Annotated in this window: 21 protein-coding genes; 13 read left to right on the plus strand and 8 right to left on the minus strand. The window is 44.4% G+C overall.

Features of this window, described 5'->3' with window-relative positions:
• Positions 1–73: 73 nt before the first annotated feature.
• Positions 74–1,060, plus strand: coding sequence for an alpha/beta fold hydrolase (locus HGO26_RS01570; protein ID WP_168822832.1), 987 nt, complete (start codon positions 74–76; stop codon positions 1,058–1,060).
• On the opposite strand, the gene HGO26_RS01575 is transcribed toward HGO26_RS01570, so the two are convergent.
• A complete protein-coding gene (locus tag HGO26_RS01575) occupies positions 1,057–3,438 on the minus strand; it encodes a PilZ domain-containing protein (RefSeq protein WP_168822834.1) in 2,382 nt (793 codons plus the stop codon). The two genes, HGO26_RS01570 and HGO26_RS01575, sit on opposite strands and share 4 nt — an antisense overlap.
• A 100-nt stretch (positions 3,439–3,538) precedes the next feature.
• Here HGO26_RS01575 and radA point away from each other — a divergent pair, with 100 nt between their 5' ends.
• A complete protein-coding gene (gene radA / locus HGO26_RS01580; RefSeq protein ID WP_006082696.1) occupies positions 3,539–4,903 on the plus strand; it encodes a DNA repair protein RadA in 1,365 nt (454 codons plus the stop codon).
• A gap of 81 nt (positions 4,904–4,984) precedes the next feature.
• On the opposite strand, the gene HGO26_RS01585 is transcribed toward radA, so the two are convergent.
• Complete coding sequence (locus tag HGO26_RS01585; RefSeq protein ID WP_105251715.1) at positions 4,985–5,356, minus strand: PilZ domain-containing protein; 372 nt, start codon at positions 5,354–5,356, stop codon at positions 4,985–4,987.
• Between the two features lie 695 nt (positions 5,357–6,051).
• Between HGO26_RS01585 and HGO26_RS01590 the strand changes: the two genes are divergently transcribed.
• Positions 6,052–7,404, plus strand: a complete 1,353-nt coding sequence (locus tag HGO26_RS01590; RefSeq protein ID WP_105251716.1) for an NCS2 family permease — start codon at positions 6,052–6,054, stop codon at positions 7,402–7,404.
• 62 nt (positions 7,405–7,466) lie between these two features.
• Here the strand turns inward: HGO26_RS01590 and HGO26_RS01595 are convergent, their stop codons facing one another.
• The 3 genes from HGO26_RS01595 to HGO26_RS01605 all read right to left on the minus strand — a co-directional run bounded on the left by HGO26_RS01595 (position 7,467) and on the right by HGO26_RS01605 (position 10,987).
• A complete protein-coding gene (locus HGO26_RS01595) occupies positions 7,467–7,898 on the minus strand; it encodes a CBS domain-containing protein (protein WP_131523250.1) in 432 nt (143 codons plus the stop codon).
• A gap of 115 nt (positions 7,899–8,013) precedes the next feature.
• On the minus strand, positions 8,014–9,789 hold the full coding sequence (gene olsF, locus HGO26_RS01600) for a bifunctional ornithine lipid synthase OlsF (RefSeq protein ID WP_486669402.1): 1,776 nt from the start codon (positions 9,787–9,789) through the stop codon (positions 8,014–8,016).
• A gap of 100 nt (positions 9,790–9,889) precedes the next feature.
• Positions 9,890–10,987 carry a UDP-2,3-diacylglucosamine diphosphatase gene (locus HGO26_RS01605; protein ID WP_168822838.1) on the minus strand — a complete coding sequence of 366 codons (1,098 nt, stop codon included), beginning with the start codon at positions 10,985–10,987 and terminating at the stop codon, positions 9,890–9,892.
• Between the two features lie 727 nt (positions 10,988–11,714).
• Here HGO26_RS01605 and HGO26_RS01610 point away from each other — a divergent pair.
• The 9 genes from HGO26_RS01610 (at position 11,715) to HGO26_RS01650 (ending at position 19,333) form a co-directional block, all read left to right on the plus strand.
• Positions 11,715–12,071, plus strand: a complete 357-nt coding sequence (locus HGO26_RS01610; protein WP_168822840.1) for a ribonuclease E inhibitor RraB — start codon at positions 11,715–11,717, stop codon at positions 12,069–12,071.
• A 994-nt stretch (positions 12,072–13,065) separates the two neighbouring features.
• Complete coding sequence (locus tag HGO26_RS01615; protein WP_211085786.1) at positions 13,066–13,554, plus strand: DUF6882 domain-containing protein; 489 nt, start codon at positions 13,066–13,068, stop codon at positions 13,552–13,554.
• Positions 13,555–13,639: 85 nt separating this feature from the next.
• Positions 13,640–14,368, plus strand: a complete 729-nt coding sequence (locus tag HGO26_RS01620) for an HNH endonuclease (RefSeq protein WP_247651440.1) — start codon at positions 13,640–13,642, stop codon at positions 14,366–14,368.
• Between the two features lie 147 nt (positions 14,369–14,515).
• The gene (locus HGO26_RS01625; protein WP_168822842.1) at positions 14,516–14,941 is read left to right on the plus strand and encodes a GNAT family N-acetyltransferase; all 426 of its coding nucleotides are present in this window, start codon (positions 14,516–14,518) and stop codon (positions 14,939–14,941) included.
• Between the two features lie 208 nt (positions 14,942–15,149).
• On the plus strand, positions 15,150–15,770 hold the full coding sequence (locus tag HGO26_RS01630) for a hypothetical protein (protein ID WP_168822843.1): 621 nt from the start codon (positions 15,150–15,152) through the stop codon (positions 15,768–15,770).
• A gap of 94 nt (positions 15,771–15,864) precedes the next feature.
• Positions 15,865–16,578 (plus strand): hypothetical protein, encoded by a 714-nt coding sequence (locus tag HGO26_RS01635; protein WP_168822845.1) that lies wholly within the window; start codon positions 15,865–15,867, stop codon positions 16,576–16,578.
• 117 nt (positions 16,579–16,695) lie between these two features.
• The gene (locus tag HGO26_RS01640) at positions 16,696–17,460 is read left to right on the plus strand and encodes a hypothetical protein (protein ID WP_168822847.1); all 765 of its coding nucleotides are present in this window, start codon (positions 16,696–16,698) and stop codon (positions 17,458–17,460) included.
• 96 nt (positions 17,461–17,556) lie between these two features.
• A complete protein-coding gene (locus HGO26_RS01645; protein ID WP_168822849.1) occupies positions 17,557–18,186 on the plus strand; it encodes a hypothetical protein in 630 nt (209 codons plus the stop codon).
• A gap of 697 nt (positions 18,187–18,883) precedes the next feature.
• On the plus strand, positions 18,884–19,333 hold the full coding sequence (locus HGO26_RS01650) for a hypothetical protein (RefSeq protein WP_168822851.1): 450 nt from the start codon (positions 18,884–18,886) through the stop codon (positions 19,331–19,333).
• Positions 19,334–19,628: 295 nt separating this feature from the next.
• Here the strand turns inward: HGO26_RS01650 and HGO26_RS01655 are convergent, their stop codons facing one another.
• Complete coding sequence (locus HGO26_RS01655; RefSeq protein WP_131523258.1) at positions 19,629–20,987, minus strand: YjiH family protein; 1,359 nt, start codon at positions 20,985–20,987, stop codon at positions 19,629–19,631.
• A gap of 706 nt (positions 20,988–21,693) precedes the next feature.
• On the opposite strand from HGO26_RS01655, the gene HGO26_RS01660 reads away from it, so the two are divergent.
• On the plus strand, positions 21,694–22,407 hold the full coding sequence (locus HGO26_RS01660; RefSeq protein WP_168822853.1) for a DUF998 domain-containing protein: 714 nt from the start codon (positions 21,694–21,696) through the stop codon (positions 22,405–22,407).
• A gap of 36 nt (positions 22,408–22,443) precedes the next feature.
• Here HGO26_RS01660 and HGO26_RS01665 read toward each other — a convergent pair whose 3' ends face one another.
• Both HGO26_RS01665 and ubiU read right to left on the minus strand, forming a co-directional pair.
• Positions 22,444–23,331 carry a U32 family peptidase gene (locus HGO26_RS01665; RefSeq protein ID WP_168822855.1) on the minus strand — a complete coding sequence of 296 codons (888 nt, stop codon included), beginning with the start codon at positions 23,329–23,331 and terminating at the stop codon, positions 22,444–22,446.
• Positions 23,332–23,368: 37 nt separating this feature from the next.
• Entirely contained in the window at positions 23,369–24,379 is a 1,011-nt protein-coding gene (gene ubiU / locus HGO26_RS01670; RefSeq protein ID WP_113939322.1) for a ubiquinone anaerobic biosynthesis protein UbiU, read from the minus strand.
• Positions 24,380–24,421 lie beyond the last annotated feature (42 nt).

The following is a 24,421-nucleotide window of genomic DNA, read 5'->3' on the forward strand; positions in this document are numbered from 1 at the left end:
TAGAGCAATGACTCTTGTCTTTTATTGATGAGCTGGTAGTTTAGGGATATTGATAAACTACCAGTGACTTATTTTGACTCAGCTCGCCCAAGGCTCAATTTCGACCATTTCACAGTCTTCAATCTACCTGCCGTACCGCGATGGTCAACTGCATCTACGCCAGTTATTACCGGCTGCGCCTGATTTTTCTAAGACGCCTATCCTCATGCTCCATGGCGCTATGTCTAACGGTCGGGTGTTTTATAGCCAGAGTGGCCGTGGTCTTGGTTGTTATTTAGCGAAGGCGGGATTTGTGGTGTATGTGCTGGATACTGCAGGAAGAGGGCTCAGCTTGCCTAAAATTGATCGTGATTTTACCTTAGGGCAGGGTGAAGTGATCCGCGAGCAGTTACCTTTAGTGCAGCAGGCGATTCTCGATTTACATCAAAAAGTCTGCCAAGAGCAGACGACTCGTAAAGCCGTGGCGCCTTTGCAGGTGCATTGGTGTGCCCATTCATGGGGCGGTGTGTTGATGGCGAGTAGTTTGGCCCGATACCCTGATCTGCAGCAAAGCGTTCGTTCACTGCTTACTTTCGGTAGCAAACGGACAATTCGGGTTAAGTCCTTCAAAAAGTGGTTAATGGTTGATGTTTTTTGGAATCGTTTAGCGCCAGGTTTAGCGATGGGCCAAGGTTACCTCGCCGCCGATAAGCTGCGCATTGGTATGGACAATGAAAGTCGCGCCTCATTAGTTCAAAGTATCGATTGGGTGCGGGGTGATTGGATCGATCACGATGATGGGTTTGATTATGCGAAAGCGGCAAAGCACGCTCATTGGCCACCGGCTTGGTTTATCTCAGGGCAAAACGATACTGTGTTGGGGCACCCAGAAGATGTGGCGGATATGGTCGTAGAGTGTGGCTTTAAACGGGTTAAATCGACGCTTCTCTCTAAGGATAATGGTTTTAAGCATGACTATGGCCATGCAGATATGCTGACGCATTTAGATGCCACCAGCGATCATTTTCCTAAGATAAGGGATTGGTATTTAAGTTTTGATCTGGCGGTATTGAACAATTAAGACTGCTTTTTATGAAGTACTGGGTATCTTAATTCGACTTCTTGGGTAATATCTAACAGTTCGCCGACACCAATTACACGCCATAACTGTTCTTCTAACTGCTTAGCTTTATGGTTTGCATGAATATTAATGTATTCCAATTCACGGCGTAGGTAGTTCATGTCTGGCTTCTCTGTCGCGCCGCGATAAATGCGTAGGGCGAGGAACCTGCCTAATGCTTTGCTCTGATTGATAAAGGTTATCTGTGCTTCGACATCACCGATTTCAGTTGCAAGAGTGCACTTTAAAAAGATTTTTCCGCGAGATTGACGAATTAACTGAATAAACACTTCAATAAAATCCATGTCCTGTTGGGGTTTCATTTGACGGATAGGTTCGAGAATATCTCGCTTAAAAAAACCGTCTTTTAGCAGTGGCGCTAAATTATATTGCAGAGTATCTGAGGTGCCCGCGGCAAAAATATCGCTGATTTCATCCTGTTGTGTGCCAACGCCTAAACAAGCGACTTGGGCAGATTTTGTCGTTTTTTCAACAAAATAGGGCACAGAATGTAAATCATGCATCAAAATATTTTTTAAACCATCGGCAAGTTCTTTGATTTCACTATTGTTTTCGGTGAGTTGCTCTAATTTTTCTTTGTTATGGGCAATAAGTTTATTTAAAAATTCGACCCCAACATGGGGCGTATGGCCCATAACAGCGGTTAAATGCAAGGTTACACCATTCTTGCGGGTACGCACTAAGCGGTAGGGGAGGTTATCTAGCTGTGTTTTGCCTGCAATGGTTTGGAGCTTTGGGAAGCTTAACAGCAGTGGTTTATTTGATGAAAAATCTGCAGGATTATCCAAGGTTAATTGCATGCCTCGGCTTGAAATATCTAAAGTAATGCCCGTGGCTTTGTGCTTGTCTTGAGTCACATTGACTAAGGTTTTAAAGGCGAAACGCGCTTCTTGGCGTCGCTCGCTAAACTGCATGGAAACTAACTTAATTTGATTGGTGGTCAGTCGTAGTTGACCAAAGGTTTTTAGGGCGTTGGCATTACTATCGTCTTGCCAAGCTTTGTAATGGCCTCTGGTATCTTCGTTGCTGATTTCGATAAGCTGAAGCAAATGACTAAATTGCGATAATTGTTGTTCGACCAATGGGCTAAATTTTGCTTCATCTCCGGGGAGGGTCGCACGTCGATAACCCTTGTCATGATAAATTTTGTCTTGGGTGACTTTGAAGATCCGCCAGCTGGGCTTGGTCGATGCAAAGCCTAAAAATAAAGGCATCATGCCCTTAGCTTTAAGCTCTGCTAAGGTGGCAGAGTAAAAATATAAGCAACCTTGGGCATTATAGGTAAAGCTAAAAAACAGCCCATGGTCGGGATTTTCAGGATGATTAAGTAGCTCAGATAAACGGCTTGGCGTCAGCATAGCTGGTAACTGGCTCACATCATTTTCATCTTGAAAATAATGCACTATCTGCTGGTTGTCTCGGCTGAGTAGCATGTGGCTCAAACCTTGCGTTTGAGTATTGAAATATAAAGGTAAGTGCGGCAGATGGGGTAAGTAATGACGCTCAAATCCGAGTCCAGATGCAGTCACTATCACATCATTCACATCTACCTTGTAACGCAGTTTGTAGCCGCGGATTAAATTGCCAAGCATTTCACTTAAGGCTTCGCTGCCCCCAATGCGCTTGAGTCTTAACCAAATGTATTCGCCATTGGTTTGGCTATCGACAACCTCATAGTCAACACCGAGCTGGAGATCGGGATAGTAAAACTCTTCACTGAGTTCCAGTAACTTTATTTTTAGGGGATGGTCGAGATCGAAGGGATGGTTAGCTGCAAGGCGAATACGGGCACCACCTACGGATAAATCTGCAGTTATCCCTTGTATTTCACCACGGCCGGTTTGCGATGCTGCGATGCGAATACTGTAATTCATCCGCTCTTCTGTGCGGTTGAAATAACTGCCTAAAACCACGCCGGGCACCATAAAAGGCTCTGACTCAGCGGCCTCTACCTGCGTGACACCTTGGCGCAACTTTAACCGACGTTGTTGGTGAGCATTGAGCACATACTCGTATACTCCCAAGGTATATTGATTGCGAAACAGTGACATGGCCTCATGCATACTGTTTTTGGCGGGTTCATCTAAAAAATGTCGCTGTTGACCTAACATCACTTCAACACAAGGAAGCTCTGATTTATCCCTGAGATCGATAATTCGCGTGCATGGTGAAGCCAAACGACTGAGTTCCATTTTCACTAGAAAACGGGTCGAATTGGTTTCATCTATCGTCAGCTGCTGGAAAATCTCTTGGAAGTTAGGTTCCATGAGCAATGGCTTGAGCTGTTCGATGAGTGCACTATGGTTATCTAGACTCATGTAGGGTTCTTTTTAATGCTTATTTTGTATTGGGCTGTTAGTCTTATGTCGGCAGTATTCGCAGTTACTTAAATTGATTTTATACAGATTTTAATGAGTTATGGCAAAGAATAAAACGGCGTACGTATGTAATGAGTGTGGACAAGACTTTCCTCGTTGGCAAGGGCAGTGTAGCGCTTGTCAGGAATGGAATACGATCACTGAGGTGAGGCTCGGTGCAGCTTCGCCTGGGCGCAGCACTAAGTTTGTCGGTTATGCCGGAGCAAGCAGCAATGAAGTGAAGACATTAGATCAAATCGATCTTAATGCCTTACCGCGGATCTTGAGTCATTTTGGCGAATTAGACCGAGTACTCGGTGGTGGGATTGTACCTGGTTCTGCCATTTTGATTGGCGGACATCCAGGCGCAGGTAAGAGTACGCTTTTATTGCAAACTCTGTGTCATCTGGCCGAGCAAATGCCTGCACTGTATGTCACGGGTGAAGAATCGTTGCAGCAGGTAGCGATGCGCGCCCATCGTCTTGGTTTGCCAACCAATAAATTGCGGATGTTGTCTGAAACCAGCGTCGAGCAAATTTGCGAAGTTGCCCTTAAAGAATTGCCTAAAGTCATCGTCGTTGACTCGATTCAAGTGATGCACATGAGTGATGTGGCATCGAGCCCTGGCAGTGTGTCGCAGGTGCGTGAATCCGCTTCTTACTTAACCCGTTTTGCGAAAGAAAATGGCATTGCCGTGATTATGGTCGGCCATGTAACCAAAGATGGCAGTTTGGCTGGGCCCAAGGTATTGGAACATTGTATCGACTGCTCTGTGATGTTCGAAGGGGATAGCGATAGTCGTTACCGCACCTTGCGCTCCCATAAAAATCGTTTTGGCGCGATCAATGAATTAGGCGTATTTGCCATGACAGAGCGCGGCTTAAAGGAAGTCGCCAATCCTTCGGCAATCTTCCTTTCTCGTGGTGAAGAAGAATCATCTGGCTCGCTTGTCATGGTGGTTTGGGAAGGCACCCGGCCTTTGTTGGTGGAGCTGCAAGTGCTGGTGGATAACTCAGCCATGTCTAACCCGCGCCGCGTGGCTGTGGGTATGGATGCAAACCGTTTGGCCATGTTGCTTGCTGTAATGCACCGCCATGGTGGTTTGCAGATGTCGGATCAGGACGTGTTTGTTAACGTGGTGGGCGGCGTAAAAGTGACTGAAACCAGTGCCGACTTAACCTTGCTGCTTGCTATGGTATCGAGTTTTCGCGGTGATATTTTGCCTAGCGATTTAGTGGCCTTTGGTGAGGTCGGGTTGTCCGGTGAAATTCGTCCTGTGCCCAATGGGCAAGAGCGATTAATCGAAGCCGCTAAGCATGGTTTTAAGCGAGCAATCGTGCCCAAGGCCAATGTGCCGAAAAAGCCTCCTGCTGGGATGGAAGTGGTGGGTGTTTCTAAGTTATCCGAAGCGCTAGAAGCGATTTAGCATCAAATGCACGCGAGTGAGATTAACACCAGCAAGCAAAACAGCGCCATTAGGCGCTGTTTGTATTTGTGAGCTAGTATTTTAAGCTGTGATATTGTGTTTTTCGATAAACAACATGAGTTCACGATTCAGCAAAGAAGCATCACCTAGGTTCAGTTCCACCATACGTTTTAGGTGGCTGATACTATCAACATCGATAAAGTTACACTTCAAACCTAATTGGGCATTTTTTTGATGGACCAACTCAGTTTCCATACGGATCTCAATGTCAGATTCTGGTAAGGCAAAACTGAGGGTAATAGCATCACCCGAATTAATAAAATTTTGCGGTTCTTCAACCAAGGCACCATTTAGACTCAAATCGAGAATGGTCGTCTCCCACTGTGCACCACCTTGTTGTAGATGTGCGCTCGTGGCAAATAGAATCCGCGAAAACTTACGCCTTTCGTCCATACCCAATCCTTTTTCTTTCATAGTCAGCTAAGTGTAGTCCCATCAGTGCCTCTAAGCATAAGTCATATTGATGTGGCTGTAAAAGCAGAGTAATTTTTTGTTCAATAAAGCTACCAAGATCGCATATTCACGCAGGCGGTGTGAATGACGAGGTGTTCGTTACATAAAGCGTAAGTGTGGCTCCTTGTACAACAACCCCTGAAACGTTAATACGCCAAGTATCAATACACTAAGTATCAAGGTTTGGTTGACTTGCCATATTCTAATATTGGGAGATGAAGGAGGGGGTGAAGTTAGCGTACGTTTACGCGGCACTGGCAGACTCTTATCGTGATTAATGTGATATTAAGTAGCAGTTATTACATAGGTTTAGGCGTTTTTTTAAACAACAGATTTCAGTTTTTGCCGCTAATTTTTTATCGAAGTGTAGGCGATGTCTTAGCTATCTTTGGGAGATTCCAGTATCATCCGCGGCCAACAACGGCTGCGTCTACATGGTTAATGGCTTTTTAATCATCGCGAGGCATCACTGCTTGCAGATCATGGATTTTTCCCACAGTAGGAAAATGATGTGGATCTCTCACCCAAGTCTGATGGATTTGGGGCTCTAATCTGCCGCAGCCAGCGTCGCCAATTGCGTTTTAGGGTAATTGGTACCGACCCCATTTTAAGAGATCACAAGGTATAACAACATTATGTCTGAGCAATTGAGTTCAACAGCCGTATCCTCTGGTTCGTTTCTGGACCGTTATTTTTCTATTCAACAACGTGGTAGCACAGTTCGCCAAGAAGTGATTGCGGGATTCACAACCTTCCTCGCTATGGTCTACTCAGTGATTGTGGTGCCTAACATGTTAGGCCAAGCGGGATTTGATCCCGGTGCCGTGTTTATTGCAACCTGTTTAATTGCTTCATTTGGTTCTTTACTCATGGGTTTATGGGCTAACTTACCTATGGCGATTGGCTGCGCGATTTCGCTCACTGCCTTTACTGCGTTTAGCTTAGTCCTAGGTCAGGGAATGTCGATTCCAGTCACCTTAGGCGCTATTTTCCTAATGGGCGTGACGTTCACACTTGTGAGTGTGACAGGTATTCGCCAGTGGGTGCTGGCGAATTTACCTAAGGGCATAGCCCACGGTACAGGCATAGGTATCGGCTTGTTTTTACTTTTGATTGCGACTAACAGTGTGCAGTTGATTGTGGCCAATAGCGCAGGCTTACCTGTGAAGTTAGGCGACATTAACAGTTTACCTGTTATCGCTACCGTTATAGGTTTAGCGGCGACAATTGGTTTAGAGCGCCGCGGTGTACCTGGCGGTATTTTGTTGGTGATTATCGCGCTATCGGTATTTGGTTTAGTGTTCGATCCGAGCGTTAAATACCAAGGCTTGTTCGCTTTACCTGATTTTACCTCAGAGCATTCACTGATTGGTCAGCTCGATATTATGGGTGCCTTTAATCCTGTGGTCTTGCCTATCGTATTAGCGTTAGTAATGACGGCGATTTTTGATGCGACCGGCACTATCCGTGCTGTGGCTGGGCAAGCGAATTTACTCGATAAAGACGACAATATTGTCGGCGGCGGTAAAGCCTTAACCTCAGACTCAGTCAGCAGTATGGTGGCAGGTTTAGTCGGTGGTGCACCAGCGGCTGTGTATATCGAGTCGGCGGCGGGTACTGCAGCGGGCGGTAAGACAGGTTTAACGGCTACCATAGTTGGCGTACTGTTTTTATTGATGATGTTTTTAGCACCATTAAGCTATTTAGTGCCTGCCTATGCGACAGCGCCTGCTTTGATGTATGTGGGTTTGTTGATGCTGAGTAATGTGGCGAAACTCGACTTTGACGATAAAGTTGATGCCATGTCGGGCTTAACCTGCGCTGTGTTTATCATCTTAAGCTGTAATATCGTTACCGGTATTATGTTGGGTTTTGTGACACTGGTGGTAGGCCGTATTTGCAGTGGCGAATGGCGTAAACTGAAGTTAGGCGTGCTTGCCATCACCTTAGGTTTAGTGGTGTTTTATATGGGTGGTTGGGCGATTTAAGTTAGGTAAACTGAGTGATTTAAACTGAGTTATTGAGAACAGAAGCGAGTGCAGTCTTAGGATTAGCACTCGCTTTGATTTTGTGTCCTGTATTCACAATAGGCACGTAATAAGTCTTTCCAAGTAACAATCCCAACCAATTTACCGTCCTCTAATACGGGTAAGCAGCCGATATTGTTATCTAATAACATGCGGGTGGCCGTGTCTAAATTGATGTGAGGTGCGACGGTAACCGGATTACGCGTCATCACTTGATGTACACGTTTTTGTAGGGTTTCTAAGTCTCTTGCGGTTTCCGCGCTACTGCCCAAGTTCGGGCTAATCGCGCGCAATAGATCCCGCTCCGATAACACGCCTTCAAGTTGGTACTCATCGACGACCAACAAGTGATGAAAGCTCGCTTGGTCGAAGATTTCCTTCGCCACAGTTAATCGATCGTCCATTTCAACCGTGACGACTCGGGTACTCATAATATCGGCGATAATGATCGGCATGATGATCCCCTGTTAAGCTTGCGCATCCTAAGATGCGCTCTGTTAATGCGCTGCATTACAGTTACTTATAACAGAGTGGTGCAAGTTTAGCCAACACCCATTACAAAGTTTTAACTCAAAGATCTTGGACCTCTGGCTCATCATCCGCTGTGATTGGCATCCGCTCCGATTCGGGCAAGTGTGCACCTATGTAGCGTTGATACTTTTTACCTTTCAGTTTGTGGGTGTCCACCAGTACTAAGCCATCGATACAATCGCCAAAGTCGGCGTCGATACCAAAGGCGAGAAACTTAACCCCATCCGCTTTACACAGTTCACCATATTGTTTGTAGAGCGTAGGTACGGCCGCCCCCATACTCGCGAGCACTTGTTTGAGTTGCTTAAAGTTACTCTGATAATCCTCGGAGAAATACAAGTCATCTAACTTAGCTTTTTGGGATTTAGATAAGCCAAAGGGTGACATGGAAACTGCCATCTGCTGCGCAGGTGCAAATTCCCGCGCATAAAAGTGCACTAGCATTTCCCTAGCACTTCCAGGCAGTTGATTACTGATAGACACAGGGCCAAATAGATAACGATATTCAGGATGCTTGGCGAGATAAGCCCCAATGCCAAACCACAGATAATCTAAACTGCGTTTACCCCAATATTTAGGCTGCACAAAGCTGCGACCGAGTTCTAACCCTTGCTTCACAAAGGGCATAAAGCTGTCGGCGTATTGGAATAGGGATTGGCTGTAGAGTGCGTTGTCGCCATATTTTGCTAAGACTTGCTCACCACTGGCAAAACGATAGGCGCCGATAATTTCAAACTGCTCTTTATCCCACAACACTAAGTGTTGGTAGTAGGAATCGTATTTATCGATATCGCGGCGCTTGCCCGAACCTTCACCTACGGCGCGAAAGGCGATTTCCCTCAGGCGGCCAATTTCCCGCATGATGGGATTACTGTCGTGGTGTTGGTAGAGATAAATCAACTTGTTATCTTGCGTTTCCCCTAGAAGTTCACATTGTTGCAGTGCCGCTTGCAGTTCACGTCGCGATTCGGGGTGGGCGATAGCGCTCTGTGTGATAAACAGTGGATCTTTATCTTTGCCAATACGATACAAGTGATTTTTAAGCAGTTTTATCTTGGTCTTGAGTGGAAAGTCCATTGAGCGTACGGCTTCATTGGGAATGAGCTCGCCAATGCGGATCGGCATATTACGTTTAGCCTGCTTGAACATTTCCTTCACTAGCAGCAGTGTCGCAAGTGGCTTGTAAATCATAGATGCGCCGTAGAAAGTGGCAGAGTTTTTGGCATCTAAAAATATTGGCAGTAGGGGCGCATTGCAGGAAATCGCCATCTTTAAAAAGCCTGAGTGCCATTGGGTATCACGCACGCCGTTAGGGCGCAGACGCGAGACTTCGCCCGACGGAAAAATCAGCACTGCGCCTTCGTTACGCAGGTGCTGGTGGATTTTTTCTAAATGTTGTTTCGGTGTGCCACCAGTCATATTGCGCACCGGCAGTAGGATTGAGTGCAGCGGTTCCAGCGCCATCAAGAGTTCATTCGCGACGACTTTAATATCAGGGCGAACTTCACTGATGAGTTTGATGAGCGCTAATGCATCGAGTGAACCTATAGGATGGTTCGCGAATATGACCACTCGGCCTTCACAGGGAATATTTTCTATTTCGTTGGCGGGCACGGTAAAACTAAAGTCAAAACTCGCCAGCATTTGTTCGACAAAGTCTACGCCCTGTAAATAGGTATATTGACTGGCGATATCGTTGCACTGTTTTTCATTGAGCAGGTAACGCAGCATGGCCTTGGCAGGTTTAGCGAGCCAAGGTTTGTCATTGATCGCTGGTAGATTTTGTTCAACCACATTATCAACGGTAAAAATCATGTTATTCGCCTTAAACGGCACAGTATGCTTGTTATGGCTAAGGTTGCTGTTTAGCGTTTTTTCATTGTATTCCATAGCGTTATTTAATTGATTCATAGTGTTAGGCAACATCCCTTGGGCGAGTTTCGCCGGTATTTGTGTTTGGCATTTGCTGCGCTGCCGTTTTTTGTTGCTTGTCTTTGTGCGTCTCAGACGGCTGTTGTACCAGCGCTATACTGTTGAGAATATCGAGCTTGAGCGTTTGCTCGTTCCAGCGGCAAAGTTGTAATTCGCCGCTTAAGGTTTCTGTGATTAAACTGCAGTTTTCGACCCAGTCACCGTCGTTGGCGTAGATGATCTGCCTCTTTTCTGGGGGACTGAGTGGTGAGTAATATTGGGCGGCTCTGGGGTGAGTCGAGAGTTCGGGCTGATGGATATGACCGCAGATCACACCGTCAACATCAAAGTGCTGGGCATAGTTGAGTACTGCTTGACGGTAATGTCCAATAGCGGCTTGAGCCTTGCCCACTTTGGACTTGATATAACTTGCCAGTGACCAATAGGGGTAACCTAAGCGTTCCCGCAAGCTATGGAGATTGCGATTGAGGAACAATAATAGGTCATATAAATGGTCGCCCAATATGGCGTAGAAACGGCCGACACACACATCGGCATCAAACTGATCCCCGTGGAGCATCAAGAGTTTATGGCCGCCAATTCCGTGGTGAATATGTTGGCGGGCAATTTTAATATTCCACAGGCTTAGCTCGGCGTAGGGTTTAATCAGTTCGTCGTGGTTGCCCGGCAGATAAATCACTTGGGTGCCGTTTTGTGCCAGTTCAATGAATTTCTGCAGTACCTTATTGTGGCTATCGGGCCAGTGCAGCTTACGTTTCAACGCCCATAAATCGACTATGTCACCGACCAGATACAAGTGCTGACAACGCACGGTTTCAAGCAAGCTGAGCAGGTAGTCAGCCTTGCAATCCTTACAGCCTAAATGGATATCTGACAACCAGAGGGCGTTAACTGTGATGCTTGCTGTATGGGCTGAAGTTAATGCGGATGGGGTAATCGCGGCACAATTGAATTGATTTGAGGATGTTGGTGCTAATGTTGGCGTTTGTGTTGAGCGATTAAAGATGGGAGGAGAAAGGCTGGGGTCATTTATCTCTTCCCGCGTAGACCTCTCAAGTTTCCTGAAATTAAATCCTGTCATCTCGTATTCACCCCATTAGGCTGTTAACGAATATGAGCTTAGTGGGGGGCTTTGACCGAATGATGAAGTTTAGATGACATGCAGATGACAAAAGGTGAATTAGCCTAGACTGAACCTGCAAGATTCACATCAGGATGCAATTAGATCCGATAGGTTGGTTTAACTTACTTCTGCCCCAAAGCAAGATAACTTTGTTGTCAGTTTACAGCATGTTTCCCCTGTGACTCGCCGCCCTTGCATTTAACAAGAAGCGTCCCTGAGGGCTCGACGACGGCATCCATGCCGCCAACGGTCACAGTTGCAACAATGCCAATCTTAATTAACACTTCTGCTGTTCGTTTAGCTAAAAAGCTATTGCCCCGAAATGAGTTAGCAAGTTGTTAGTGGCGTCGCAACAAACGGACTTTTTGCCCTAAAAATTCTCATCTATATCTCTCGCTTGGCACAAGTCACCTGCGATTTGTCAAAACTGTACAAGTATACCGTCGTATTTAAATCATAAGTATTTTGAGCGATTTTAAACTCATTTGTTTGCGTGTTTATCCAGCCTAAAATTAATAAAACCCTTAAAATCATTTGTATATACTTTACCAAAATTAGTTAATAGGTTTGGGAAACGCGCATGCGCGTTTTTCCAGATGGTGTATTTGAAAAAAAGCTGATAAGTTCCTTTTATTACAAGTAATTAACAGTGCGCGTTTTTACTGGTCTAATGAGGTAAACGCGCATGCGCACTAATAAAATGTTAGGCAACAAGGAGAGTTCTGTGACCTGGCCAAATGATGCAGATGGGGATGTACTTCGACGGCTTGAAGCCGATGGCTTCGATTTTTCTAAATCCTACACAGTTGATTACAACATTGATTTTGATAGTTGGCCGCCAGCACTGGAGGCTCTTGAATTACTCAAATCTAAATACGGCAATATTGAGGTGTACGAACCAGATGAAGATTATGCTGGGTATGTGCAATTTCAAATAAACGCCCCTATTACTTATGAAGGCGTCACATCTACTCAAAGAAACGCTAGCTCCGCTATGCAACCTTTTGGTGGGGTTTGCGAGTCTTGGGGAATAATGCACTAGTGCACAGCCTAACAACTGGTTCAAACCGTTCGCTTCGCTCACTGGGACTGGCTAAAGCCAGCCCCTTAACCAAACGTTATGTGGCAATTGAGAATGATTAGACTTATTAGCATTTTGCTTTTTACCGCCCTGTGCGGATGTACTGCGACCAAGCCTACAGAAGTAGAATTAAATTTCTCATATCAGGACAACTACGACTATTTCGGGTACGTTACTTATTGGGTGAGAAACCCAGAAATTCCCCCGACAGGTGACAATATAGTCGGGGCTGAAAAGGACTTTGTACTCTGCAAAAGTGAGATAAAGGAGCATCTAATTGATAAACAATTTCCAAGTCGTGATATCCAATATGCATTTATCGTAGAATGTATGTACAAAAAGAGCTGGTTCTTGTCTGCCGAGACTTATATGGTTACAAAGTAGGCCACATAACAAACCAAGTCAGCGGGACAATTACATGCAGTCTCCCGTCACTTCGTTCCGTATTTTAGCCTGCATGTACTTGCCCTGCTTGGGGCGTTATATGTCATTTAGGAAAGTTCGATGAAATGTCCCGTGTGTTCTGAGGAGTTCGGTTACTTACTATTGAAAAACTTGGAAAAAACAAAAAAGGAAACATTATTTCATTGCCCTAAATGCTCGCAAAAACTTAGCAATTCATCACTATTAGAAATCCAGAGAAAGGTAGATTTTTTTCATCTATGGAGGACTAGTTTTCTTGATGGTAGTGCTTGGGATCGAATACATCATCCCAGGTGAGTCAATGAGCACAGTTTCTAGAATTTTAATAATGACTATTTGTCCTATATCGTTGTTTTTAGGTTACTTGCAAATTAAAAAGATGGATACAGCAGAGTATCGTAAAGCTGGTGAAAAAAATGCCATATAACAAGTTACTTAATTTCGTTCCGGCCACAAACAGCGTGGCCTCTACGGGACTGCCTACGCTGCGCTGCGGCAGCCCATTAGTAATGCGTTATGTCTCTGGGAGTTGATGGTGTTTGGCCTATTTAAAAAAAAGATGAACGTCGAAGAATTTATCTCGGGTAGCGTCGAAGGCCTGAGGATGACCACTGATGCTCACAGAGCAACGTGGCACCTAGGCGAAGAGAAATCCTGGAACGTAGATCAGGACAGCGGACAAATCATCTTTTCGTTTGAAGATGGCACTATTGCAGAATCACCAGTCCAAATTATTGGTACCTTCAATTCCAATGATGACACGTTCATGTGGGGCTGGGACCACCCTTCAATATTGCCTACACTTCAAGCCAACGCATTGCGGGTAAAGCAATTTGGCGAAGAGCATGGTTCAAAGGAACTAACGACTCAAAAGGTTACCTGCACAGAGATGAGAGCGTGGGAATATACTGCACTGGCTATGCGCCTTGCTGAAGCAAACGGCGCATATAGTGCTGAGGCCGCTCCAGGCACTTTCGTGTTTATGAATTTTGGAGAGGTACACCTTGCCAAAGAAACATAACCAGTGCAGGCACGGCGACGCCCATTACATTGCGCCTTCGGCTCCATTCCATGGGCGCGCATGCTGCAAGCGTTAGGTTAAAAACATGCCAGAATCAAATAATATGAATATAGAAGCGGCTTATCAAAAAGCAAAGCAGGTCTTTAATAAAGAATTAACTCAAGCTGGGGCGGCCAAGCAACTTTTTGAAAACCATGGAATTAATGAAAATTCAGCAAAAATAATGCTTGCTGTCTATAAGAAGCTTGTCTCAGGAATTGAATTTAAAAGAGCTTTAAGTGCACCTGACATGAGCTATTTTTTAGAAAGAATATTAGCTGAAAATGGTCCCAATAGTTTAATTAAGCCGCTATCAGCTTTATGGAAGCATATTGAATATTACGAACAAAAAAATAATGTTTCTCTTAATGCAATGCGCGAAGTCGCTTTAAGTTTTTCAAGCTCTGGCGAAACTGGGAACTCAATTGAAAATATTGAGCGTCAATTTCAAAATAAAGTTTTGCACTCTCTTAATAGCAATGCAGAAGAGAGAAGACGTCGCCTTGCTAGAGCAGAAAAAGCTCCAAAGGTACGTGTAGTTTCGGTTGCCATTTTTGAAAGAAATCCAGATGTTGTTGCTGAGGTTCTTTTAAGGGCTAATGGTCATTGTGAAAACTGTAAATTAGCAGCACCATTTACACGCCGAAAAGACAATACGCCGTATCTTGAAGTACATCATAAAAAGCGCCTTGCTGACGGTGGGCAGGACACTGTTGAAAATGCAATTGGGCTTTGTCCTAACTGCCATAGGAAAATGCACTTCGGAAATATATAACCTAACAAGTCGCTCAAGCACCAGTCGCTTCGCTCCTTGGACAGTTTTTAAGTCGCAGTTTTGTGGTTTTGCTGCGCAAAAGTCTTCCACAAAACCGCAACTTAAAAACTGCCGCTTAGCTCGGCGTTAGTGCTTTAGAGGAAGCCGATGAAATTTGAGTTTCAACAAGCCACAAAATCAGATCGAGATTATCTACTGGCTTTGCGCAAGTTAACTATGGTTGAGCATTTAGAGAAATCTGGACAATTATTGTCTGATAAAGAGCATGAAATTAGGCTTGATGATAAATATCATTGCTCGTATTTGGTGCATTATAAAAACGCATTAGTAGGTACTCTCAAATATGAGTCAACTGAACTCGAAGTTGAGATAATGCAAATTCAAATACACCCGGACCATCAAAATAAAGGTTATGGGCGATGCATTATTCAGCAAATATTGAACGATGCTCAGTCAAAGATCGTGTCACTCACGGTGTTAAAGGATAATCCTGCATTGCAATTGTATTTACGATTGGGTTTCAAAATTGTCGGTGAGGACATGTATGAGTTTCATATGCAAATCAAGCACTAACAAGTTGCTCAAACCGGATTCCATAAACTGTGGCGCTTTTTGCATTTCTGCTTCGCAGGCAAAAATCCCCCCAATTTATTCCACCGTTTAGCAAAGCGTTAGATTTCACTGGTGCCAGCATGAGCGCATACATTTTTGCCGCTGTCGCTTTGCTATTTGCAATTGCGTTTGTTTTTTCCGCTATAAGTCGAAGAGAAGATTAACTGAGATGAACTATTTTGAAGATTTGGAAAAAGAGTTGCCGACTCTAAGAGTCGCTGCGAATTCATCTGGCCCAGTAGGTTTTTTTGCTCAAGAAGCGCTGCGTTTCTACTCCGTTGCCGGGACAATCAAGGGTAGTTTTTCTCTGGACGAGTCCGCGAATTTCGAAGAAAGATGTATGACACACATCCTTTTCCGTTCACTCTTGGAAAACTATTTCCGAATTCTGTACATCTTTGATGAGCCGAGCGATATCCAAGCTCGGTATAACTCAGTTGTAGAAAATTTCAAGAGGGAATACGGAAAGCTCCTGAACGAACCGATGCTTCCTAGGAAAAATGAGCTAGAGCCTGCCGGGGCTGGATGGTCTCAACTCCCGCGCGGTCTCGACATGAACAGCATGCTCGCGCAACTTAGGAACGATTACGGAGACCGCCTTAGTTACCTTTACTTTACTTATAGAATTGCAAGTTTCGATACCCATGGAAACAATTTGAAAGGCGTTGCAGATGACGCTTTTGGAAAACCCTGCAATTTCCCTGTCCTCAAGATCGAATATGCAATAGAACTTGTTTTGAATCAGTACCTTGTAGTTTTTAGCGATATGCGAAGTCGAGGTGAAATCTAACAATCGCAGGCACGGCGACGGCTTTTTCGTTGCGGCTTCGCCTTCACTACAAAGCTGCGCGTGCTGCGGGCGTTAGTTTTTAAGGAAAGATCGTATGTTGTTTCCCCATAATATTATCGAGCAGATTGTAAGCTGTGCTCATTGGGCTGATCGGCTCGTTCGGGCGGATCTTATCGAAGGGATAGTGGTAAGTGAAAATGATTACACATCCAACTTTACCGGCGCATTTAGACGAGAAATACACGCAAGAGCAATACCCGGCCTGACCGCAAAGACTCAAGTATTGAATCCTAGTGCTGAGCGAGAATTAGGTGCAGATGCATGTGTAATTTTGCAAAATAACAGAGAGTTTAAGGCCGGAATTTTTGAAGCGAAATGGCCTCGCTTGAGTACCCATGTAAATACTTGGGATTCCAAGCAAAAATCTACCGGTGAGTCCCATTTTTATTCACAACTGCAAAGGCAGCATATACAAAGACATTATGTTGCTATTTGGGAAATGTTCTACTGTGAATATCCTTTTGGGAGACAGCCATTATTCATGCCAGATGAGGGCTCAGCTTGTGTTTGGCACGACCATGCTTATAGCTTTTCCTCATCAAGAACTAGCAATATTGACCCTTGGACTGATGATGAGTTAAAGGCGTTGTTAGAGTCGCATGTCCTTTCAATTGGGGAAGTGATAGAGGCTATGTGTAATTGCACTCAAGGAAAACCGGTTCCGAATGGTCGGTACGAAAAAGCATTTGGTGATATGGGAGCTCCTCATTCAGCATTGATTATAAGCTATAGCCCTGATGGCCAGTAATAAAACTAACAAGCGCATGTTGCTGGACTGGCTTTCTGCTGCGCTACAACCTACAACCTACAACCTACAACCTACAACCTACAACCCAGCCGCAAATGCGAGCGTTAGGCATCAGTAATGGCAAACTTGTACTTCGACGAATCAATTAGAGATAACGGAAAGTTTATAATCGGCGCCGTGGTCATATCTGAGGAGGACTTATCCACTCAAATAAGAGCGCAGTGGGAACTTATGGGGTTAAACCCGAATGATGAATATAAAAGTTCTGCTATAAAATCCGAGAATGAAGTATCGGTTAAGCAGCGAGAGTTCATTAGGTCTCTACTACATAGTTCCAAATTGGCCTTAGTTGTATTGCCTAGCCATGATCGAAAAGAGTTAGGTAATTATTGTGCCGAGTTGGTTCTCCAGCTTTTGAGTACAAAGAAATTATTCGGCAATACACACAATCTATTTGTTGATGAAAATGTGTTCATGAATAAAGATGTTCAGTTAAAGCTAGATAGCGTTGGAGTTAATTTATATTTAAACTCTGACTCCAAAAAAGAAGCCGGAATACAATTAGCTGATCACGCGTCACATGCTTTGGGTGGAATGCTTGAAGAAATGGGGCTAATAAAAAAGCAAGTAAAAGCCGGTGAAAACTCGGGGTATCACCCCGACGAGATGCTTGATTTGGGCTTTGAACTCTGGGCTAGCCTTCGATATGCATTGATCGGTGACAATCAATATATTGAGGGTCTGTCGCCGCCAGACGATCCAGCTAACCCATACTTTATGGTAAATGGTTACGGTTTATATATAGCTGCAAGCTGTGTCGAAAATCTTGAGTCCTGCGCTAAAAAAAGATTTGGTATAAATTACTTAGGCTGCATACATTAAATGGAAATTATGCCTAACAAACGCATGTTGTCGGACTGGTTTTCCGCTGCGCTCCAATCCAGCCGCAAATGCGGGCGTTAGCCATCTAGGAGAATCATGAGAAAAGCCCTGTCATTGATGTTTGGCCTCGCACTTATTATTGGAATGGTTTGGGGGACGTATTGGCTGCTTTCTCAAATCTGGGGCCAATTCAAGTCCTTGGATTCTACAGTTGCGCTAGCTGCGATAACTGCCTTTACGACTGTGTCTGTTTCAACCTTGACGGTTGTATTGGGTAAGTACTATGAGCGGAAAAAAGATATAGAGGCACATTATCGCCAGACTAAAACGGAAATATACGACGAGTTTCTGAAAGAGTTTTTCAAGGTTTTCTACTCAGAGCATGATGAAGATGATGCTGAAGCTAAGAGCCTTGTGGATTTTCTACGAGAATGGCAACGTAAAATGGTTCTGTGGGGCGGTCAAGATGCTTTGCTCAAATACATAAAGTGGATGACCCATCTGAAAAAGGGGAATCCTGATGCTGATTCAATATTCTTAATGGAAGACTTTTTCAGAGAGATTCGGAAAGATCTTGGTCACAAAAATAGCAAACTTGAAAAGGGTACTTTTGCCCATCTCATTTTGCAGAATTCTGAGCTTTTTCTTTCAATGGCAAAGGCTAACCCAAAGGTTACGTTGGCAGATTTAGCGGTAGCAGAGAAGGCACTAAAAGACGATGGCTAACAAGCCGCTCAAATACGTTCCGGCCACAAAAAGCGCCGCCTCCACCGGACTCGCTAACGCTCGCCTTTTAGCGGGGTGTTAGCTTGCAAAAGCAAAGTCGGTGTAATTGCGTATTTTCGGTACGTTCGGTGGTTTAATCCGTTCGTTACTTCAACGCCGGTTTTCATGGTTCAACTGGCTTGGCAAGGCGCTTAAAAGTAATTCAAACTGTTGGCGTCTTGCGCCAACGACCCGGGCGGTAGCATGGTGTTTTTATGTTATGCGGCCGCAAGTTTTTAAATTGCACGGCTGGTGTTGTTTGTTGCACGGGTTGCTAACAAGGCGCATCAGTAGCGGCCTGCGGCCGCGGGACGCTGCCTCTGTGCTTATAGTTATGTGTTCGGGAAATTATGACTCCAAGTAATCAGATAGTTTTTAAATCGCTGATAGGCTATGGCTTATTTTTCCTTGTTATTTGGTTTTTTTTAGTTGGCGTCCTTGTGTTTACTGGAGAGGCAAATCCGTCATTCAAAGGACTAAGCATTTCATTTTTCGCACTACAAATACCTACATTGGTACTGGTAATTAAAACCAAAGTAATGCTCAATAAAAAACCAATAAAATGAGATATACGCATAACAAACGCCAGCACACCGCGCCTGCGGCGCTGGACTCGCAACAAGTTGCTCGCCTGTGTGGCGGTAGTTATAGGTCAATCATGAAGAAGTGTATTTTTACTCTGTTAGTTATTTCTCTATTTGGTTGCGCTACAAATAAAGAGTCTTTGTCTAGCGACGCTCATGTATTTAACCTAAATGGTAAAAATATGAGCGTCTCTGAAGGTTTGCTTTCAGAGGTTCGTGAGAAATGGAAAGGTAATGTGAGTCGTATTGTTACAAGCAGCCTGCTAAACGAAGCTGATGTGCAATGGTCTCTAGACTACATCGCTCTAATGGAGGCCATTAACAGTAAAGAGTGCAATTCACTTCAAGTACTCCAAACTAGAAAATATGATCCTATCAAAGACATTGACTCAACAGGGGCCAATATAGAGCCGGGGTTATTCGACTATGTTTGGGTGGTTCAAGTCTGTGATGCTCAAAGAAATTATCGGTTAGTAAATCAAAAAGGAGATAAGTCATTTACACTTTATCCACTAAACCTATAACAAGTTTATCAACGAACGCCACTTCGTGGTTGGACAGCCTAAAGCGTGGCTTCGCCACAGGCTGCCCGTTATAAAGGCGTTATCTCCATAGATATTTTTATCCAAAACAGACACGTTAGAGTTAAGGCTTTAACTCGAAAATGTCCAAAAGTGAGTTGTGTGGTTACGAGTGGAGGTTGTACGATTAAGTAACACGATATAATCAAAACGGTCAGTTTGTGTATGAGTTACTACAAAAAAGGGGAGCCAGTTAATCTGACTCCCCTTTTAGCTGAGCTATTGTTGCCGTTAGCTTTTAGAACAATAAATGCGCTACACCTGCGATAACAGGCAGTGTCACTAAGGTGCGTAGAATAAACACCACGAAAAGCTCAACGAAGTTGACGGGAATTTTACTGCCGATAAGCAGTGCACCGACTTCACTCATATAGATCAACTGAGTCACAGATAAGGCTGCAATTACAAAGCGGGTCATATCTGATTCAATTGAGCTGGCAAGGATTGACGGAATAAACATATCCGCAAAACCGACCACGATTGTTTTAGAGGCTTCAGTGGCTTCTGGAATATGCAGTAATTCGAGTAATGGAATAAACGGCATCCCCAGATAGTTAAAGATGGGCGTGTGCTCGGCAATAATCAGTGCCAGCGTACCAATGGCCATTACCACAGGGATAATACCAAACACCATATCGACAACGTTTTTAATACCTTCATTTAAGACAGCTTTTATGCCACCAGCACTGGCGGCTTTTTCTAAGGCTTTATCAAAGCCCCAAGATAAGGCGCCATGTCCAGCAGGGATCAGCTCATCATCTGGCATGCGTGGTGTGTCATCTATGTAGTTGTCTTTCTTCCACGATAATGGTGGCAACTTAGGTACAATCACAGCGGCGGCAAAACCCGCGAGGCACACAGTCAAATAAAAGGGCACAAACATATGCTCTAACTTAACTTGAGAGATCACCACTAAGCTGAAGGTAATTGATACCGCCGAGAAGGTTGTACCAATAACTGCGGCTTCTCTCTGGGTATAAAAACGGGCTTCGTATTGTTTGCTGGTCAGCAAAATGCCGACACTGCCATCACCTAACCATGAGGCCATACAATCGATAGCGCTACGACCCGGTAGATTGAACACGGGACGCATGACTTTCGTTAAGAGTGTGCCAAAGAGTTCGAGTAGGCCGAAGTTCAGCAGCAGCGGCAGTAACATACCCGCAAAGATAAATACTGAGAACAACACAGGTAATAAGTCGTTTAAGACTAATGCGCCAGTGCTCGAGGAGTTGATGATCTCTGGACCTAAACCTAAGTAAGTCAGTACGATAAACACTGCACCTAAGATCCGAGTCGTCAACCACATAGGGCTGACATTCAATAAACCATTAAGGAAGTGATTTTGGCTAACGAATGTGGGCTTAAACACTTTTGACAGTAAAGAGGCCAGCGCCGTAGTCACAACAATAATAGTCACTATGAGGGTTAGCACACCGCTCAATGCGCCTTGCAGTGCTTTAGATATGATAGCGATAGGAATTGTGATCGCATCGTTGTAGCTGATAGGGGTCATAAATAACAACAGACCAATCAGCGAAGGGACGATAAAGGTGAGTATCGTCTTAATGTTTCGGTTTTTATTTTCAGTAGCCAATGTTGTACACCTTAAAGTACGAGTCGTACATGGTAAATTTGAATAAATAGCCGCACGTAACAAGCTGTCGACGCTAATTAAGGTGCATTTAAATTCAACTCAAAAACGAGAATGGGGAAGATTACTCGCTTAGCTTCTCTATGTAAAACGATTCGCTAGTTAGTTTGATATAAGCAGCAAAACAGCATAGTTATTTTACTTTAGTTGTCGATAAATTAAGAGTGGTTATATTGGATTGTATTACTGTAAAAGCATTATTAAACATGGTCTTACCATCAATTACCTTAGGTTGGTTAACGACTGGTTAATTACTTGTTTACTGATGTATGTGAAACTATCTAGATGTTATTTCTGCACAAAAAAACATCAGCAACTTTAGCGCTACTGCCATGTTGGCTGGTTTTCTGTTCGATTTGAAAGTGCAATAGAGATAACTCTGGCTATATAGCGTTGACGAGAACCTGTTGTGCATATCGCGGTAATGTTAAGGAGTCTTGGGTACTAGGACACATTTTTATGCGATAAGCCTTTAAATCGACTTATCTCTAAAAGTGACCTTCTCCACTATCTTGATGCTTTTGTGATTGACTAAAAAGTCGCAAATAACGATGAAAGTAAAAATATTATTCATAAAGCGGATACCCGCCGCTTTAAATCTTCTCATTTCCATGTAAGTTAGTATTACTCCCATCCAGCTCTAGTATTCATGATCGCAAAAGTACAGAAGGTTACGATTAAAGGCGGCTCAACACTGGCCATTAAGTTTGGTTTTTTTGGGATCTTTGGGCTTTTAATTGGCATTGTTATTACTGTTTTGGGGTTCGATGATTCTGAATTCCATCGCTTCAATTTTTTGAATCACACCCTAAGTGAATTAGGGACTTATGGTCATTCGTCTTTCGCTGTCATTCTTAACGGTGGATTGTTTTTTGGCAGTTTAAGCCTCGTTTTCTATTGTTTGTCTTCTTTGCAGCAGGTGACTTCTTGCTGGGGATACCCTTTCTTTATCAGTTTGGCTCTCACTTTTCTGGCTTTAGCGAGCGTGGGATTATTTCCGGTGAACGTGTATCACTTGCATGTTCTTGGGCTGAAATGGTTTTTCTATCTGGGGAGTTTGAGTTCGATCTTCTATTTAGCCTTGGTCTGTTTCGGCAAGTCTAACTTTGGCCGTTGGACTGGGTTGTTGGCGTTAATAGTCTTATGTAGCATGTTGACGTTTCTGTATGCACCACAGCTCAATTTAGGCTTGACCGAAGGTGATAGACCGTTTTATCAGGAGATGGTATTGCAACTGCCGCGTCCTACTTTGTGGTGGCCAGCCCTACTAGAATGGATTGGACTGGGAAGTTTATTGTGTTGGACAAGTGTGCTGCTTTTTAGCCAGTTAAGCTTCAGCCAAGATCCCAAAATCATTGGCTGAGTTATCTTTAAATTTAGGCTTATCTTCAGCTTTAGGCTATGGATTCACATGCACAGCAAGGCCCGCTTCACCAAACCAATAACCGTTGCACTGGGTTGTACCAAGTTTGCTATTCATCGAAAAATCCTGAGTATTTTTAGTCGCTTGAATCGTATCGACCAAAGTATTGGCTTTAGTGATGCAGTCAAGACTACTGGGTGATACTCGAAACACATCGACCCCCATCTGTGTCATTGCCGCTATTTCACTGCGTAAATCTAAACAGCTAGCGGATTGGGTTTGAATTCCATTGAGCCTGAGTAAAGGCTGCTGCTCTTGGGTTTGCGCGAGTAGTCCTTTACTGTATTCACGGCACACCGTTTCGCAATGATCTTTCGTGAGCTGTTTGTGTCTAGCGGTAAAGCAGCGCGCCGAATGGGCGAGTGGTAAATAGCCGTGGCCGAGCACTTCCACCTCAAATGATGGCTGCTCTTGAATTACTTGTTGTAACCAAGCCTTAGATAGCTCCACTGGCATCACAAATCTTTGCATTCCAAACCGCTGCAAGATATCTAAACTAGCACGATTGTAGTTATTGATACTCGCGCCGCAGACAAAGGGCAAATTACGCTCTTTGGCAAGATACACTGCCGCCATATCGTTTGCTTCGACGATAAATTCACCGTTATCGACCTGGCGTTTGAGCTCAGTATATTCAGATGGCGCTTCGATTAAGGCCAGCGTCGAAAGCACGACTTCTTTACCCGCCTGCTTGAGCATTTGCGCCAGCTCTAGATAATCGCCCCACTTGAGTTCGCGTCTGCGGCTACAAACCGCCTCACCTAAATACACTAAGGGAATTTGACTGGCGGCGACTTGCTGGTAAAAGTCAGCGACTTGCTGTTTCTGCCAGCAATACAACAGTGGTCCTAGGGAAATCTTCATAAGGTGTCCTTTGTCAATCTTGCTCTCTATTTACCTTTTATTGCCAATCGCGCTCGTAGGCGCCAAGCGTAGTGATCTGACCCTCGGATACTTTCGCTAGGGCTTGTTCCCAATGGGGTTGATTTTGGCTTTGTGAGTACAGCGCTGGATTATTTAGATAGGTGTCTATGGCTTGACGCCATACTCGAGTGACTTGTTCAACATAGGCGGGGCTGCGTTGACGTCCTTCGATTTTCAGCGACACTATGCCAGCTTTGGCTAGCTCTGGAAGTAAGCTTAAGGTATTCAAACTGGTTGGTGATTCGAGTAAATATTGCGGCGAATCTTGATCTGCTGTGATGTAACGGCCTTTGCATACCACGGGATAACCCATTTGTTCGTCGAGGGCCGATTTATCAATTAACACATCGTTGAGCCGGGTTAATCTGTTCTGTCCTTCTTCTTGCCAGCGTACGTGTTTTGCTGGTGAACAAGATCCACCAGTGTTGGGTGATTGGCCCGTTACATAGGATGACAGCTGGCAACGCCCTTCGGCCATAATGCACAGACTACCAAAGGCGAATACTTCCAAATCCACTGGGCTGACTTTAGCAAGATCCCGTACTTGTTTCATGGATAACACCCGTGGCAATACTACTCGGGCGATGTTAAAGGCTTCCTTATAAAAGCTCAGCGCACCCAGATTGGTTGCACTGGCCTGCACCGATAAATGCAGTGGCAGGTTTGGATAGTGCCTATGGGCATAATCGAGTAAAGAAAGATCGGCGACAATTAATGCATCCATACCCAGTTTTGCCGCTAAATCGATAGCCTGATACCAACGATGCTCTTCACCGGGCTTTGGAAAAGTATTTAAGGTCAAAAAGATTTTTTTGCCGTGCTTTTGCGTCAGCTCAGTGGCTTCTTGCAATTTTGCGGGGGTGAAGTTTAATCCTGCAAACGAGCGTGCGTTGGTGTCGTCTTTTAACCCTAGATACACAGCGTCGGCTCCGGCATGTAATGCCGACTTTAGCGAGGCCAGATTTCCTGCTGGACACAACAGCTCCATAGTGATGCTCCCGATAAAATGATAGCCGCTGAGTGTAGGTAA

Source organism: Shewanella oncorhynchi, from assembly GCF_012584455.1.
Lineage (GTDB): Bacteria > Pseudomonadota > Gammaproteobacteria > Enterobacterales > Shewanellaceae > Shewanella > Shewanella oncorhynchi.

Bases quoted from the DNA above. Each gene is read 5' to 3' on its own strand.
- HGO26_RS01575 (WP_168822834.1), bottom strand. From the start codon at position 3,438: ATGAGTCTAGATAACCATAGTGCACTCATCGAACAGCTCAAGCCATTG.
- HGO26_RS01590 (WP_105251716.1), top strand. From the start codon at position 6,052: ATGTCTGAGCAATTGAGTTCAACAGCCGTATCCTCTGGTTCGTTTCTG.
- HGO26_RS01610 (WP_168822840.1), top strand. From the start codon at position 11,715: ATGCGCACTAATAAAATGTTAGGCAACAAGGAGAGTTCTGTGACCTGG.
- HGO26_RS01615 (WP_211085786.1), top strand. From the start codon at position 13,066: ATGGTGTTTGGCCTATTTAAAAAAAAGATGAACGTCGAAGAATTTATC.
- HGO26_RS01585 (WP_105251715.1), bottom strand. From the start codon at position 5,356: ATGGACGAAAGGCGTAAGTTTTCGCGGATTCTATTTGCCACGAGCGCA.
- HGO26_RS01620 (WP_247651440.1), top strand. From the start codon at position 13,640: ATGCCAGAATCAAATAATATGAATATAGAAGCGGCTTATCAAAAAGCA.
- HGO26_RS01605 (WP_168822838.1), bottom strand. From the start codon at position 10,987: ATGACAGGATTTAATTTCAGGAAACTTGAGAGGTCTACGCGGGAAGAG.
- ubiU (WP_113939322.1), bottom strand. From the start codon at position 24,379: ATGGAGCTGTTGTGTCCAGCAGGAAATCTGGCCTCGCTAAAGTCGGCA.
- HGO26_RS01595 (WP_131523250.1), bottom strand. From the start codon at position 7,898: ATGCCGATCATTATCGCCGATATTATGAGTACCCGAGTCGTCACGGTT.
- HGO26_RS01665 (WP_168822855.1), bottom strand. From the start codon at position 23,331: ATGAAGATTTCCCTAGGACCACTGTTGTATTGCTGGCAGAAACAGCAA.
- HGO26_RS01635 (WP_168822845.1), top strand. From the start codon at position 15,865: ATGTTGTTTCCCCATAATATTATCGAGCAGATTGTAAGCTGTGCTCAT.
- radA (WP_006082696.1), top strand. From the start codon at position 3,539: ATGGCAAAGAATAAAACGGCGTACGTATGTAATGAGTGTGGACAAGAC.
- HGO26_RS01640 (WP_168822847.1), top strand. From the start codon at position 16,696: ATGGCAAACTTGTACTTCGACGAATCAATTAGAGATAACGGAAAGTTT.
- HGO26_RS01630 (WP_168822843.1), top strand. From the start codon at position 15,150: ATGAACTATTTTGAAGATTTGGAAAAAGAGTTGCCGACTCTAAGAGTC.
- HGO26_RS01645 (WP_168822849.1), top strand. From the start codon at position 17,557: ATGAGAAAAGCCCTGTCATTGATGTTTGGCCTCGCACTTATTATTGGA.
- HGO26_RS01625 (WP_168822842.1), top strand. From the start codon at position 14,516: ATGAAATTTGAGTTTCAACAAGCCACAAAATCAGATCGAGATTATCTA.
- olsF (WP_486669402.1), bottom strand. From the start codon at position 9,789: ATGATTTTTACCGTTGATAATGTGGTTGAACAAAATCTACCAGCGATC.
- HGO26_RS01660 (WP_168822853.1), top strand. From the start codon at position 21,694: ATGATCGCAAAAGTACAGAAGGTTACGATTAAAGGCGGCTCAACACTG.
- HGO26_RS01650 (WP_168822851.1), top strand. From the start codon at position 18,884: ATGAAGAAGTGTATTTTTACTCTGTTAGTTATTTCTCTATTTGGTTGC.